The organism is Neoaquamicrobium sediminum (genome assembly GCF_040970315.1).
Taxonomy (GTDB): Bacteria; Pseudomonadota; Alphaproteobacteria; order Rhizobiales; family Rhizobiaceae; genus Aerobium; species Aerobium sediminum.
The window spans coordinates 508455-522739 of the sequence record NZ_JAZHFV010000002.1 but is presented as its reverse complement, the minus strand read 5'-3'; the positions used below and the strand labels follow the sequence as shown (position 1 = coordinate 522739).

13 protein-coding genes are annotated in these 14285 nt (G+C 62.4%); 10 read left to right on the top strand and 3 right to left on the bottom strand.

Annotation, left to right across the window (positions count from 1 at the left end; all coding sequences use genetic code 11):
* The first annotated feature begins 54 nt into the window (after window positions 1-54).
* From V1479_RS07795 to V1479_RS07765, 7 genes are all read left to right on the top strand, one after another.
* A complete protein-coding gene (locus tag V1479_RS07795) occupies window positions 55-1314 on the top strand; it encodes an ABC transporter substrate-binding protein (protein ID WP_368802402.1) in 1260 nt (419 codons plus the stop codon).
* 79 nt (window positions 1315-1393) lie between these two features.
* Window positions 1394-2281 carry a carbohydrate ABC transporter permease gene (locus V1479_RS07790; RefSeq protein WP_368802401.1) on the top strand — a complete coding sequence of 296 codons (888 nt, stop codon included), beginning with the start codon at window positions 1394-1396 and terminating at the stop codon, window positions 2279-2281.
* Window positions 2278-3150 carry a carbohydrate ABC transporter permease gene (locus V1479_RS07785; RefSeq protein ID WP_368802400.1) on the top strand — a complete coding sequence of 291 codons (873 nt, stop codon included), beginning with the start codon at window positions 2278-2280 and terminating at the stop codon, window positions 3148-3150. Before V1479_RS07790 ends, V1479_RS07785 begins: the two co-directional genes overlap by 4 nt.
* Before the next feature lie 20 nt (window positions 3151-3170).
* Window positions 3171-4265: an ABC transporter ATP-binding protein gene (locus V1479_RS07780; protein WP_368802399.1), complete on the top strand. Its 1095-nt coding sequence runs from the start codon at window positions 3171-3173 to the stop codon at window positions 4263-4265.
* A 4-nt stretch (window positions 4266-4269) separates the two neighbouring features.
* Window positions 4270-5211: an N-acetylglucosamine kinase gene (locus tag V1479_RS07775; protein WP_368802398.1), complete on the top strand. Its 942-nt coding sequence runs from the start codon at window positions 4270-4272 to the stop codon at window positions 5209-5211.
* Between the two features lie 24 nt (window positions 5212-5235).
* A complete protein-coding gene (locus tag V1479_RS07770; RefSeq protein WP_368802397.1) occupies window positions 5236-6228 on the top strand; it encodes an SIS domain-containing protein in 993 nt (330 codons plus the stop codon).
* A gap of 193 nt (window positions 6229-6421) precedes the next feature.
* Complete coding sequence (locus V1479_RS07765; protein WP_368802396.1) at window positions 6422-7330, top strand: nucleoside hydrolase; 909 nt, start codon at window positions 6422-6424, stop codon at window positions 7328-7330.
* A 121-nt stretch (window positions 7331-7451) separates the two neighbouring features.
* On the opposite strand, the gene V1479_RS07760 is transcribed toward V1479_RS07765, so the two are convergent.
* Genes V1479_RS07760 through V1479_RS07750 form a run of 3 tightly spaced genes read right to left on the bottom strand, consistent with a single transcriptional unit; the run spans window position 7452 to window position 11448 of the window.
* Window positions 7452-8858 (bottom strand): FGGY family carbohydrate kinase, encoded by a 1407-nt coding sequence (locus V1479_RS07760; protein WP_368802395.1) that lies wholly within the window; start codon window positions 8856-8858, stop codon window positions 7452-7454.
* Entirely contained in the window at window positions 8855-10039 is a 1185-nt protein-coding gene (locus V1479_RS07755) for an FAD-dependent oxidoreductase (RefSeq protein ID WP_368802394.1), read from the bottom strand. Before V1479_RS07755 ends, V1479_RS07760 begins: the two co-directional genes overlap by 4 nt.
* Window positions 10040-10059: 20 nt before the next feature.
* On the bottom strand, window positions 10060-11448 hold the full coding sequence (locus tag V1479_RS07750; protein WP_368802393.1) for an NAD(P)/FAD-dependent oxidoreductase: 1389 nt from the start codon (window positions 11446-11448) through the stop codon (window positions 10060-10062).
* Window positions 11449-11623: 175 nt separating this feature from the next.
* Here V1479_RS07750 and V1479_RS07745 point away from each other — a divergent pair, with 175 nt between their 5' ends.
* Genes V1479_RS07745 through V1479_RS07735 form a run of 3 tightly spaced genes read left to right on the top strand, consistent with a single transcriptional unit; the run spans window position 11624 to window position 14255 of the window.
* Window positions 11624-12379 (top strand): DeoR/GlpR family DNA-binding transcription regulator, encoded by a 756-nt coding sequence (locus V1479_RS07745; protein ID WP_368802392.1) that lies wholly within the window; start codon window positions 11624-11626, stop codon window positions 12377-12379.
* A gap of 35 nt (window positions 12380-12414) precedes the next feature.
* Window positions 12415-12927, top strand: a complete 513-nt coding sequence (locus V1479_RS07740; protein ID WP_368802391.1) for a TRAP transporter small permease subunit — start codon at window positions 12415-12417, stop codon at window positions 12925-12927.
* A complete protein-coding gene (locus tag V1479_RS07735) occupies window positions 12924-14255 on the top strand; it encodes a TRAP transporter large permease (RefSeq protein ID WP_368802390.1) in 1332 nt (443 codons plus the stop codon). Before V1479_RS07740 ends, V1479_RS07735 begins: the two co-directional genes overlap by 4 nt.
* Window positions 14256-14285 lie beyond the last annotated feature (30 nt).

The following is a 14285-nucleotide window of genomic DNA, read 5'->3' as shown; positions in this document are numbered from 1 at the left end:
ATAAGCGGCCGCTGGACGGACCGTGTTTCGAGGGTGTTAACAAGGGAGACGATCATGATCGCAATGACGTGCCGCGCTGCCATACTGGCAACCAGCGCAACCTTTCTGGGTACCGGCAGCCTGGCTGCCCAGGAACTGCAATACTGGGTCTATTCCGACTTCGCGCAGGGCGATGCGCTTGCGCTTCAACAGGAATTCATCGCGGAATTTGAAGCTGAGAACCCCGGCGTGAAGATCGTGATCTCCGGCCGGGGCGATGACGACCTGACCTCCGGTCAGATCGCGGGTGCCGCCTCGGGCACGCTTCCCGACGTCTTCATGAACGGCCTTGCCGTCGGCGCGCAACTCGTCGAGGTCGGCGCGCTCGCAAACATCCACGACGACTGGATGGCCATGCCGCAGGAATTCCGCGACCAGTTCGACGCGGACGCGATCGCGAGCTGCACCCCCAGGCCCGAGGAGATGTACTGCATCCCCTACACCGGCTTCGGTGAGATCATGTACCGCAACCTGACCGTCCTGGAAGAAGCCGGCATCGACACGGCGACACCGCCGGCCACCTGGGAAGAATGGTACGACCAGATGCTCAAGGTGAGCGAATCCGGCAAATATGCCGTGCCGGACCAGACGCAGGTCTTCAATTCCGTTGCCAGCATGTATGCCGTGCGCGGCGACAAGTCCAAGTGGGGCATCGATTTCGAGGCGCGCAAGACGCTGATCGAACCCGAGCCGATGACGCGGGTCATGCAGATGTTCGTCGACATGGCACCGCTCAACAGCGGCACGAGCCGAAACGACCAGGGTACGCGAGATCTGTTCATCACAAACCAGCTCGCCTTCCATGTTGTGGGTCCATGGGTCAACCCCACCTACGCGCAGGCTGCTGCCGATTCCGGTCTGAAGTACGACTTCGTGCTGGTGCCGGGCGGCACGGATGGCGACCACGGCGGCATCAAGAGCTACGAATTCGTCAGCGTCGCTCCGGGGCCGAACCGCGAGATCGCGTGGAAGTTCGCGACCTACATCACCGAAAAGAACCAGATGGCCCGTTGGGCGAAGCTGCTGTCGCGATACAATGCCAACGCCGCGGCGATGGCCGACCCGGAAGTCACCGCACTTCCGCTCATTGTCCGGTCGGTCGAGGCGGTGAAGTATGCAATGGATGTCATGCCGCCCTATTTCGAGGGCGCGGTGCCGAACTGCTATCGCTCGATCATGACCGACATGGCTTCAGCCGTGGCCGATGACGAGTATTCGGCAGAAGAGGGCGCCGAGGAGCTCATCGCCGAACTCAACGACTGCCTGGCCGAATAAGCCTGCGTTCGGATGGCGCGGACATCCATCCGCGCCATCCGCCTTTCACCCCCTGAACCCGCTTCACCCTGGAGCCGTCATGAGCGTCAGACGACTTCTGCCGCATTACGCAATGGTGCTGCCATTCGGCGTCCTGTTCGCGGCATTCTTCCTCTATCCGATCGTGAGCGGGCTCTATTACAGCTTCCATAGCTGGAATGCCGCCACCGAAGCGCAGTTCGTGGGCTGGGCCAACTATGAGGCGGTGCTGAGTTCGCGCGACTTCTCGCGCTCCATGTCCAATCTCGTCGTCTACATCGCCATAACCGTGCCACTCGGCATTACAGTGGCGTTCGGACTGGCGCTGCTTGTCGACAGCTTCGCCGGTTTCTGGGCCAACTTCTTCCGCAGCGCCTTCTTCCTTCCCGTGGTGCTGCCGGCATTTCTGGCGGCCACGATATGGCGCTGGATGTACGCACCGAACTTCGGCCTTGTGAACATGGTTCTGGGCTGGTTCGGCATGCCGTCGATCAACTTCCTCAACGACACCGGCACCATGCTTTACGCGCTCATCGCCGTAGATGTGTGGGTATCGGCGGGGTTCAACATGGTCATCCTGCTCGCCGGTCTGAAGAACATTCCGCAAGACCTTTATGAAGCGGCGCGGCTGGACGGCGCGGGCCGTTTCCAGCAGGTGCGCTACATCACCATCCCGATGCTTGCGCCGGTGCTGTTCTTTGTCATCACCTACGGCTTCATCTCGGCGCTACAGGTATTCGACGTGCCATGGCTGCTGACGGGGTCGTCCTTCACCGCATATGGCGGCCGGCGCAGTGCCTTGCTGTTTCCGGTCATGGACATGATGGGACGGGCCTTCGGCTCGGTGCGTTTTGGCGAAGCCGCCGCTTATGGCTTCATCCTGACTGCGATCATCATCTTCATCACCGCTGCCATGTTCGCGGTGCGCGCCTGGAGGACGCCGAAATGAGCGCCAGCCAAGCCTTTGCCGCCAACAGATATGTGATTGCCGACCTGTGGACCTGGCGCTTCCTGAAATGGGTGGTGGCCATATGCGTCGCGATAGTCGCGGTGTTCCCGATCTGGTGGATGATCAACGTGGTCTTCGCCGACCCCGGCGCGCCTGTCTCGATCAACCCGCGCCTCTACCCGACTTCGCTCAGTTCAGGCCTGTCGAAGATACAGATGATCCTGACGGAGACCCAGTATCTGCGGGCCTACTACATCACCATCGCCTATGCGCTGCTGACCATACTGGGGGTGCTGTTCATCGGCTCGATGGCGGCCTTCGAGTTCGCCCTGTTCGATTTTCCGGGCAAACGCATCCTGTTCGGGCTCGTGATGCTGTCGCTGATGGTGCCGACCGTCGTGACGATCATTCCCACCTACCTTCTCGTTGCGGACTTCGGCTGGCTCAACACGATGCAAGGCCTGGTGGTTCCGGGGCTTGCCTCCGCCTTCGGGCTCTTCATGCTGGTGCAGTTCATGCGCACCCTGCCGATGGAGATGATCGAGGCCGCAAGGCTGGATGGCGCGAGCCACTTCAAGATCTACTGGTACATCGCCCTCCCCTTGTCGAAGAACGCGATGGTCACGCTGGCGATCCTCACTTTCATGAAGACCTGGGGCAATTTCGCCTGGCCACTGATCGTGGCTCCGCGTCCCGACACCTATACGGTCGGCCAGGTGGTCGGCCTGTTCAACGCGCCCTTCTCGCACCAGACCGTCGATGTGGTGATGACGGCCAACCTGCTCGCAGCCGTGCCGCCGCTGATCTTCTTCCTCATTTTCCAGCGCAAGATCGTCGAGGGCATCGCCATGTCGGGCTCCAAAGGCTGAACGGACACAGTGAGAAAATCATGGCTGAAGTAGAAATCAGATCCGTCTCCAAATCCTTTGGCGCAGTCGAGGTGCTCAAGGACGTCAACCTGAAGATCAACTCGGGCGAGTTCGTCGTGTTTGTCGGGCCGTCCGGGTGCGGCAAGTCCACGCTGCTGCGCATGATCACGGGGCTTGAAACGGAAAGCGCCGGGGACCTCTTCATTGGCGGCCAGCGCGTCAACGATGTCGACCCCGCAAAGCGCGGCACGGCGATGGTGTTCCAATCCTACGCGCTCTATCCGCACATGACCGTGGCCGAAAACATGGGCTTCGGTCTGAAAATGGCGGGCGAGCCGAAGGCGTCGATCCGAGGGAAAGTGGAAGAGGCCGCCTCAATTCTGCGCCTCGAGCAGCTTCTCGACCGCCGGCCAGGTCAGCTTTCCGGCGGGCAGAAGCAACGCGTGGCGATCGGTCGGGCCATCGTGCGGCAGCCTAAGGTGTTCCTGTTCGACGAGCCGCTGTCCAACCTCGATGCCGAACTGCGGGTGCAGATGCGCGCCGAGCTGATCGATCTGCACCGCCGCCTGGGCGCGACGATGATCTACGTCACCCACGACCAGGTGGAAGCGATGACGCTGGCCGACCGCATCGTGGTGATGAATGGCGGCGTGGTGCAGCAATACGGCCGGCCGCTCGATCTCTACGACGATCCAGACAATCGTTTCGTCGCCGGCTTCATCGGCTCGCCGAAAATGAACTTCATCGATGCAGCGGTCGCCGAGGCAGGCGCGGAGCATGTAACCCTTGCCGATGTGGGCGGCAGCGAAGCTAAACTTCGCATTCCCTTCCGCGGCTTCGATCCGAAAGTGAAGACTGTCGCGGTTGGCGTGCGACCGGAGCATGTCAGGCCCGGAACAGGCGGCGCAGACGAATTGCCGGTTGTCGTGAGCTTCGCCGAGGAACTTGGCGACGTCACCTACATTCATGGCAAGCTTCCGGCGGGTTCGCCACTGACCATCCGCAGCGACGGTATGCGCCATGATGGCTCTGACGCCTGCCGGGTCGCTCTTGATCCCGCAGGGCTGCTGCTGTTCGACGCCGACGGTCGGCGCCTGCGCGAGAACGGGGCCTGACATCATGACAATTCCTAAGGTGATGCCGCTGGCGCCGCAGGCCAGCGTCGTCGGCGTCGATATCGGCGGGACCAAGACCCATTTGCGGCTACGGGACGCCGCAGGCCAGCGCGACCTTGTCGTGCCGACCAGCGACTGGCGGCATCGCGAATGGCAGCGCGACGCTCGGTCGCTGCTGGAACTGGTCGCGCATTTCAGCCAAGGCGCTCCGCTCGAGGCCATTGGCGTGGGTGCACACGGGTGCGACGACAGCGACGAATGCCGGGCGTTCGAGGATGCGTTCCGCCGCGCTGGCCCCTTGCCGGTTCGGGTGGTCAACGATGCCGAACTCATGCCCGCCGCATTCGGGCTCGAACGGCAGATCGGCGTGGTGGCTGGCACCGGATCCATTGCGGTCTGTCGTGCGGCCGACGGCGAGATGCTGGTGGCCGGCGGCTGGGGCTGGATCATTGGCGACGAAGGCAGCGCAGCGAGCCTCGTGCGCGAGGCCGCCCGTACGGTTGCCCTGCACCTCGATCGAGGCGGGGCTGCGAGCGACCCGCTCGTGCGTCGCCTGTTCGCCTCTCTCGAGATACCGTCCGCCGCACGCATCGGTAGCCGCCTCGGCAGCCTTGGCAATGCCGTCGCAGTCGGACGCCACGCCAGCCTGATCTTCGAGGCTGCGGAGGATGGGTCGCATCTTGCCGATGGTGTGATCCGCGATGGCGGACGTGCGCTGGCGGACCTCGTCACGCGGTTGCGACTGCGCGGAGCGCAGGCGTCCTCAGTCGTCGCCGGTGGCAGCGTCATCGCCTCTCAGCCACGGCTTTGGGAAGCATTCCAAGATGGCGTCGCGGATGCCTGCGGTGAGGAACTGGCGCTGTTTCTCCATCAAGGCCCGCCCGTCGAAGGCGCGATCGTCCTGGCCGACAAACTGGCGGCTGAAAAGGCCGCAGGCCCTCAATAAAACTGATCCGAAAAGGCGAGAACCATGAGCTATCGTTCCACCGTTGCGCGACAATCCGAGTCGCTCGCTGACACCCTGACCGCCGCGCAGGCCGAACTCAAAGGGCTCGACCTGACGCCTATGGCGTCGGGGGTTGTCGCCGTGACCGGCATCGGTGCGTCCTATGCGGCGGCTGTGGTCGTCGCCGCGGAACTCCAGCGCCGCGGTCGGCGGGCATTCGCGGTCCGCTCCGGTGAAATGATGGAGGGCTACGACATCGCCGATACAGTATTGGCGCTGTCGCATCGCGGCCGCAGCGTCGAGACGGTCGAGGCCCTGCAGAAACTGCCGCGGGCCAAGAGCATCGCGATCACCAACAATCCCGAAAGCCCCCTGGCGAAGGCTGCGACCTACCACCTCACACTCAACAACGGCACGGATGCGACGCCGTCCAGCACCGGCTACACCGCGACGTTGCTGGCTGCCGGCCTCGTTGTCGACGCGATCCAGGGCAGCGGCGGCGCCGACTGGACCGGCCTGTCGGCGTTGACGAAGGACATTCAAAGCCGCGCAGCCGCGAAAATGCCGCGTCTGGCCGAACTGTTCCGGGATCGCCGAGCCATCGACTGTGTCGGCGCAGGTGCGTCCATCGGGACGGCCGACGGCGCTTCGCTATTGATCCGCGAGGCCGCACGGCTGCCTGCTTCCGGCTACGAGACACGGCACTATCTGCATGGCCCCATGGAAGCCATGGATGCGTCGACGGGGGTCGTGTTGTTCGGTGACGCGCGCGAGCTGGCTCTGGCGGAAAACCTGAACGAGATCGGCTGCCCGAGCCTACTGGTCACCAGCGATACCGGCATTTCGGATCACGGCACACTTTCAGTCGTACACGTGCCTGCGTGCGACGACCTCGTGTTGCGCGGCATCGTCGACATTTTCACCGCACAGCTTCTTGCAGCAGAACTGTCAGACGCAGCCGGGCTAACCGACGTCAAATTCCGCTACAAGCAGACCGACACCAAGATCGTCGATTGACCGCGCCGACAATCGCGGCGCTCTTGAGCGCCGCGAACCGTTCGCGCCGCTTCGCAAGGATAGCGCCCGAACCGGAGCGCTATCTGCAAGCGGAAACACGGCGTTCGCTCAGGCCTGATACCGGCTAGACCAACGAGGGCGATGATCGCATACGTCTTCCACAGACGCGCGACGTCGATTAAGACCTGGCGTCATGAAACTGATTATCGACACAGACCCCGGCGTCGACGACGCTCTGGCCATTGTCTACGCCGCAGCGGACCCGGGAATCGAGCTTCTGGGGTTAACCACGGTCTTCGGCAACGTCACCGTAGCCCAGGCTACTCGCAACGCGCTGCATCTCGTCGAGCGTATCGGGCGCGACGTGCCCGTTGCGCAGGGTGCCGCACAACCCCTTGTGTTGCCCCCCTTTGCACCTTCGCACCACGTCCATGGGCCCGAAGGCTTTGGCGCGCTAGCCGCGCCGCTGCCCCGGGGAGCGCCCCACACTGAAAGCGCCGCCGAATTTCTCTGCCGGACCGTTCGTGAACATCCTGGAGATGTTGTGGTCTGTCCGATCGGGCCGATTACCAACATAGCGGCCGCCATTGAAATGGACCCTGGCTTTGCCACGAACGTGCGCGAGATCGTCGTGATGGGCGGAGCGCTCGACGCACCCGGCAACGTGACCCCTTTTGCCGAGGCCAATACCTATCACGACCCTCATGCGCTCGATGTCGTGCTGGCCTCCGGCGCTCCGATAACCATGGTCGGCCTCGACGTAACTCTCAGGGTATTGCTTACCGACACAGATTTCGATCTCGTCGCCGCCAGCAACATCGCAAACGGCCCCTTTCTCAAGGACATCAGCCGATTCTACCTGGATTTCTACAGATCGATCGGATTGACGGGCTGCGGCCTTCACGACCCCATGACACTGATCGCCGCCCGCCATCCTGAACTCTTTTCCGGCGAGCGAACGCCGCTGAGCGTGGATCTGGAAGGCCCTGCGATCGGAAAAACCCGCCGCACACACGGCCGCCCCTCGGTGAATGTTCTGCTCGATTGCGACGCCGAAGCGATCAAAGCGCGTTTCCTTGACGCCTTAGTCGACCCGAGCTGAAGCCAATAGCCTGTCCGAGAACTAGCATCCTTTCGCGTCTTCCCGGACGCTGGCGACGTTGCCGGCGCGGCCAAACGGCTGTCGATAATGGTATCCGAACCACGCTAACAGGTCGGGCGTGCTACCCGTTCGCGCCGAAGGCGCGGATCGCGTCCCTAGCCTTCACGAACGTCTCGAACCACCCCGGATCGACCGGACGAGGCGTCAACAGACGGCCGGTGGGCGCTCTCTCGAGCGAGGAACCCGCGCCGACAGCGGCAAGCTGCGCGCATCCCAACGCCGTCAGTTCGGGCTCATCCGAAATCATAAGCGGCCGGCCGAGCACGTCGCAGAGGAACTGGCAGAACCAGGGATTGCGGCTCATACCACCATCAATGCTGACGGGCTCCGAAATGGCAGTGGTTGCCGCGATGGACGACATCACCTCGGCAGTCCTGAAAGCCACGCCTTCCAGAACGGACTGCGCCATATCGATGGATTTACTGTCCAGCGACAGCCCCATCCAGGCGCCTCTGGCGTTGCGGTCCCAATGCGGGCAGGCAAGCCCGGCCAGTGCAGGCACGAAAGCTATGCCACGCGAGATCGCCGGTGGTCGGTCGAATTCATCGATGTCTGCGAAATCGGAGAACAGTCCCAAGCCCCTCGCCCAGTTGATCGCTGACGAGGCGGCATACACCCCGCCATCGAGCGCATGGACATTTCGACCAGCCTGATCGCTCCACGCGATGGTCGGCAATGGTCCGTTCCCGCGGGCTAACGTACCCGTCAGCGTGAGCGCGAAAGCGCCGGTGCCAAAGGTGATCTTGGTGTCGCCTTGCTTACGCGCGCCATGTCCGTATAGAGCGGCCTGCTGGTCCACGACGGAGGCCGTCAGCTTCCTCCCGCCCGGAAGGGTTCCGAGGATGCCGCTCGTAGGCCGTATTTCTGGAAGCGCCTCCATGGGCACGCCGAACAGAGCGCATAATTCCGGATCCCATGTCCCGGTCTCCAGATCCAGCAGGCTCGTGCGGGATGCGGTGCTCGGGTCGGTCGCGAAACTTCCAGTCAGCCTGTCTCGAAAGAACGCGTCGGTGGTTCCCAGCCGAAGCCTGCCTGCGCGCAGCAGCTCCCGCGCCTGCGGCACATGAGTCATGATCCACCCCAGCTTCGACGCGGAGAAGTATGGATCGAGCGGCAACCCAGCCTTCGACAAGGTGAGCGCTTCGGCCCCGCCTGCCTTGAGGCGTTCGCATATCTGCGCCGTGCGACTGTCCTGCCAGACAATGACCGGCGTTATGGCACGGCCCGTCTGCGCATCCCAGGCCAGACAGCTCTCGCCCTGATTGTCCAGTCCGACGCAATCGACATCGGGCGCCGCTTGCAGACATCCAGTCAGGTTCGCGATCAGCTCTTCAGGGTCGTGTTCCACATGCTCGGGAGCAGGATAGAACTGTCTGTGTTCCACGGAATGGACAGTGGTGACGCCGGCCTCATCCACCACTAAAGCGCGGGTCGACGTCGTGCCCTGATCAATGGCCAGCGCCCTCATTCTTCCTCAAGCACGATTTCGACCGAACCGCTTCTGTGGGGCAACGGCAAAGTTATGCGGCGCTCCGGGCGGGTACTGATGCGGCGCGAGGCGACTTCCACCCCGTCAACGCGCATGGAAAGCCGCCCCCGCACGGGGCGAGTGACACGCAGTTGCAGCCTATCCAGGGCGGCCTCCGCACCCGTTCCCACGTGCTGCGGAATGGCCCAGGCGAGCGCATCACCTACGAGATTGAGTCGTGGTGTCTCGCGTGCAGGCAAGGCGTTTTCCAACGCAAGGCACATGGCCTTACCTACGGCCCTGCCTTCAGCCCAGCTCCAACCAGCGGTTTCCACCGGACGCAGTACGTTCCCGGCGGCGAAGTATGCAGGATCCGTACAGCGGCCGTAGCTGTCCACAACCGGGCCGCCGGTGGCCGGATCACGCTCGATATGGCTCCCATGCAGCAGCGTCGCCTCTGGCAGGAAACGCCCGCTGACGATCACTCCGTCGGTTTCAACCACCGTTTCGCCGGCCGGGCCTTCGAGCACGACGCGCTCCACCCAGCTACGGCCTTCAATGCGCTTTATGTCCGTCGACAAATGCAGGGTGATACCCTTGAGCCAGGGATAGATCCCCGTTGGCCAGCGTGCCGTGACCGTAGGGTTCGGCTCGATCATCGCGACAGGACGAATGCCCGCATGGCCGCAGGTCATGATTGCAGAGAACGAGACAAGTTCGGTTCCCAGGATCACCGGCCGCCGGAATGGCCTTCTGCCTTCGAGATAGACCATACCCTGCAGTGCGCCCGTGGGCAGGATGCCACCCGGCTTGTCGCCACCGATAAGCCTTTGCGCACGGGAACTTTCCCGTACCCCGGTCGCGATCAGGACCAGTTTGGAGCGAATGTGCGAACGGCCGGCATTCGACGTGACGCCAACCCGCGGTCCCGGCTCGAGCTCCACAACGTTGACGCCCGTCGCGACGCGCACCCCCGCCTTCACGGCACGGTCCACCAGCTTCTTCGCATAGTCGGGGCCCTTCATCAGCCGATGAAATTCCCGGAAGCCGAATGGATAGTGCCCGCAATGACGCGGGATGCCGCCTGCGCAATTCTCGCGATCCAGCACCAGCACCGACGCGACAGACGCGAGCGTCGTCGCCGCGGCCAGTCCGGCCGGTCCGGAGCCGATGACGATCACGTCTACTTCGGGCGGCAAGCTCATTCGATCCTGTCCGCCATGTCATGTTCGAGACGACCGGCCGTTATGCTGGCCAGCTCCGCCGAGCAGAAGAACCCCTGACAGCGCCCCATCGTGACGCGTGTACGACGCTTCAGACCGGCAAGGGACCGAGCGGGCAGCGGACCGTCGAGCGCTGCGAGCACTTCGCGCCGCGTGACCATCTCGCAGTGGCAAACGACCCCGCCATGACCAGGGACCTCCCAGTCGCGGGGAGCATACTCGCTTATATTGGAGACGGTCGGCCAAACCGGAGTAGACGGCGCATCGAGCGTCAGACCGGCAAGGCGCTCGACATGTGCCGCGATACCGAGAGCAGCCGACAGGCCGGTCGAACGAATGCCGCCGACGGTAATGTAGTTTCGACCCTCATGGCTGCGAATCTGAAAATCCTTGAACTCGGTCGCGGGGCGTAGCCCGGCGTAGATGGCAGTCACAGCGTGCGCGCCCAGTCCGGGGAGTATCTCCGCGCCGCGCTTGCGAAGCTGTTCGAGGGTCTCGGGAACCAGCGTGGCGTGCTCGCGCTCTTCCTGATCTTCGGCAGTCGGACCGACGAGCAGATTGCCGAAGGCCGTTCGGCAGACCACCACCCCCTTGGTCACCTTGTTTGGCACCGGAAGAATGATATGCGCTGCCAGCGCGGCTGCGGACTTGTCGTAGACGACGAACTGCCCCTTGCGGGGTCTGATGCTGAAATCGCGTCGACCGATCAGCCTTTCGTCAATCACGTCGCCCCAGAGCCCTGCGGCGTTGACGACCAGCGCTGCACTCACCGTGCCTCTCGTGGTTTCGAGAACCCAATGCCCCTCATGGCGCCCTCCCACCACCTCGGCGCCGCGAAGCAGTTTCGCTCCGTTCTCGATAGCCTGCAACATATAGGCAAAGGGAGCCGACCACGGATCGATCAGGTATTCACGAGGAACGCGGAACGCACTACGAGCCCTTGGACCCAGGCCTGGTTCGGCGTCCCGCATGGCGGAGTGGGAGAGCATCTCCACGTCCGTGACTCCGTTTTCCTGCGCCTGCGCCACCAAGCTTGGCAGGGCCGCCTCCTCCTCTTCTGTCCACGCCACGACGAGCGCACCAGAGCTGACGAGCGGCAGGCCGAGTTTCGGATGGATCCTCAGGTATTCCTCATATCCTTGCGCAATGCACGCCTGCTCGAGCGATCCGGGTGGGGCGTCAAACCCCGTGTGAAGGATGGCGGAATTGGCCTTCGAGGCTCCGTCCAGAATATCCGCCGCCCTCTCGACGACCGCCACGCGGGCCCCGGCCAAAGTGAACCGGCGCGCGAGCGCACAGCCGACCACGCCCGCGCCAATGATCGCGACGTCGAACAGACCGGACAGGGCTGGAGCCGAAGCGGTCAAGGAACTCTCCGTTTGAAAGCCTGTTTGTCAGCCAGATTGCCCAAATAGTCAACATCGAATGAGGTTTTGACCGTTTTGTCTTTGAGAAGTGGATTTATTTTGTTGACATGGCCATTTCCGGCAGGCCTAAATCCTGAGACCGGACCATTCCAGAGTCTGGAGAAGGGGAACAGGGGTGAAGCCGCAGCAGCGTCGGACACGCGTGCTCGATATCATCGAACGCGAAGGCGAAGTGACCGTCGATACGCTTGCCTCCGATTTCGGAGTGTCGGCAGAGACGATCCGTCGCGATCTGGCGGTGCTTGCCGAAGAAGGATCTGTCCAGAAGGTTCACGGCGGCGCGCGGCGGATGCGGCTCCATGCCGAGGGCACCTTCGACGAACGCATGGATGAGGCCGCTGCGGGCAAGAACGAGATCGCACGCAAGCTGGCGCAAATCGTGAAACCGGGCGATACATGCCTGATCGACACCGGATCGACGACCTTGGCGTGCGCCCATGCGCTGACCGGCACGACCGGGCTGACAATCGTTACGAATTCGGTGCGTATAGCTAACGTCATGGCCAGGGGGCCGGGGAATGCGCGCGTGCACCTTATCGGAGGCCTCTACGCGCCAGACAACGATGAATCCGTCGGCGCCGATGCGATCGAGCAGATTGCCCGCTTTCGCGCCGACTATGCGATCGTCGGCGTTGCGGCCCTGGACATGTCAGCCGGCGCCTATGCTGCGGATTTCGACGAAGCATCCATCGCGAGGGCGATGTGTTCCAACGCCCGCAAGATCGTCGTCGTTGCGCATGTGGACAAATTCGGACGGCAGGCGGCGCATCGCATCTGTCGGCTGGATGAGATCGACATTCTGGTGTGCGACGGGATGCTTGAAACGCAGACAAGGCTCGCGCTCCAGTCGGCCGCGGTGACGGTGCAATGACCGATGTTCACACACACACCACGCAGAGGTAACGGATGGCCGCTGTGATAAGATCCTATGTCAGCCTCATGGACCGCCTTGCCGAGTTCATCGGGGCTTTTGCCAAATATCTGATCTACCTGATGATCGGTGTCTTGCTGTTCGATGTGGTGTCCGACAAGGCCTTCGGCTTCGTTCAGAACTGGACCGTCGAGACCGCACAATTCACGCTTGCCGCCTTCTATTTTCTAGCCGGGCCCAAGACCCTGAAGGATGACAGCCACGTCCGGCTGGACCTCATCTATGCGAATTTGTCCGACCGGGCCAAGGCCTGGATAGACATGATCACGATCTGGATCGTGACTTTTTATCTCTCTGTGATGCTCTGGGGATCTATTTCCTCGCTGCAATATTCCTGGGCGACCAATCAGCGCCTTCCGTCGCTTTGGGCGCCCTCGCTGGTACCAATCAAGGTCCTGATGACCATCTGCCTGGTGCTGATGATCCTCCAGTGCTTCGCAATCTTCTTCAAAGACCTCGCCAGGGCGCGTGGCAAGGTGGTGGCATGAGTTACGAGACAATCGCCGTACTGATGTTCGCCGGCATGGTGTTTCTCATGCTGACGGGTCAACGCGTCTTCGCGATGATTGGCGCGGTAGCGGCCGCAAGCGCGCTTGCGCTCTATGGAAACGCGTCCGCGGAATTGCCGTTCAACGCCGCGTTCAAGCTGTTCTCCTGGCACGCGCTCCTGACACTGCCGCTATTTGTGTTCATGGGCCACATGATGTCGAAGAGCGGCATCGCCGAAGAACTCTACCAGATGATGCATGTCTGGTTCGGAAAGTTGCCTGGCGGTCTGGCGTTGGGAACCGTATTCCTGATGGTGATCATCAGTGCCATCAACGGTCTGTCGGTGGCCGGGCTTGCAATCGGTTCCGCGATCGCACTTCCCGAGATGCTGCGCAGGGGATACGACAAGGCCCTGATCACGGGCGTGGTGCAGGGTGGCTCGACGCTGGGCATCCTGTTGCCTCCGTCGGTCGTCATGGTCCTTTTCGCCGTCATCGCCAGGCAGCCGGTGTCAGACCTGTGGCTCGCCGGCGTGTTCCCGGGGCTGATCATGGCCGTGATCTTCGCGGCCTATGTCTGGATCCGTTGCAAGGTGAACCCGTCGCTGGCGCCCAAGCTCAGCGATGAGGAACTTGCCATGCCGCTTGTGGACAAGCTGAAGCTGTTGCGGGCCGGAATCATACCGGTCCTCATCTTCGTCGTGATGATCGGCCTGTTCGTGACTGGCTACACGAGCCTGCTGGAGAGCGCCGCCGTCGGTGCCGTATCGGCCATTCTAGCCGCCGCATGGAAGGGGCGCCTATCCTTTGCCCTGCTCAACGAAACCGCGCGGGAAACCATGTCAGTGACTGCCCTGTTCATGTGGGTGATCCTGGGCGCGCTGGCTTTCTCGTCTGTCTTCGACGGCATCGGCGCCGTCAGGGCGATCGAGAACGTGTTCATCAATAATTGGGAACTGTCGCCATGGGCGGTCATCCTGCTGATGCAGGCCAGCTTCATCGTCATGGGCATGTTCCTCGACGACACTGCCATGCTTGTGATCGTCGCGCCCCTGTACATACCGCTTGTCGCGCAGCTCGACCTCGGCATCGACAATCAGATGATCTGGTTCGGCATCCTCTACACGATGACATGCCAGATCGCCTATATCAGCCCGCCTTTCGGCTACAATCTGTTCCTGATGCGCGGGCTGGCTCCAAAGGAAATCACGCTGATCGACATCTACAAGTCGATCTGGCCCTTCGTGATCATGATCATCCTGACGATCGGGCTGCTCATGACATTCCCGCAAATTGCGACCTGGCTGCCCAGCCAGTTTCGTGGATGAGAGTAGTGTTCACAGAGCGACCAGAGGAGA

Bases quoted from the DNA above. Each gene is read 5' to 3' on its own strand.
- V1479_RS07775 (WP_368802398.1), top strand. From the start codon at position 4,270: ATGACAATTCCTAAGGTGATGCCGCTGGCGCCGCAGGCCAGCGTCGTC.
- V1479_RS07790 (WP_368802401.1), top strand. From the start codon at position 1,394: ATGAGCGTCAGACGACTTCTGCCGCATTACGCAATGGTGCTGCCATTC.
- V1479_RS07760 (WP_368802395.1), bottom strand. From the start codon at position 8,858: ATGAGGGCGCTGGCCATTGATCAGGGCACGACGTCGACCCGCGCTTTA.
- V1479_RS07740 (WP_368802391.1), top strand. From the start codon at position 12,415: ATGGCCGCTGTGATAAGATCCTATGTCAGCCTCATGGACCGCCTTGCC.
- V1479_RS07765 (WP_368802396.1), top strand. From the start codon at position 6,422: ATGAAACTGATTATCGACACAGACCCCGGCGTCGACGACGCTCTGGCC.
- V1479_RS07770 (WP_368802397.1), top strand. From the start codon at position 5,236: ATGAGCTATCGTTCCACCGTTGCGCGACAATCCGAGTCGCTCGCTGAC.
- V1479_RS07785 (WP_368802400.1), top strand. From the start codon at position 2,278: ATGAGCGCCAGCCAAGCCTTTGCCGCCAACAGATATGTGATTGCCGAC.
- V1479_RS07735 (WP_368802390.1), top strand. From the start codon at position 12,924: ATGAGTTACGAGACAATCGCCGTACTGATGTTCGCCGGCATGGTGTTT.
- V1479_RS07795 (WP_368802402.1), top strand. From the start codon at position 55: ATGATCGCAATGACGTGCCGCGCTGCCATACTGGCAACCAGCGCAACC.
- V1479_RS07780 (WP_368802399.1), top strand. From the start codon at position 3,171: ATGGCTGAAGTAGAAATCAGATCCGTCTCCAAATCCTTTGGCGCAGTC.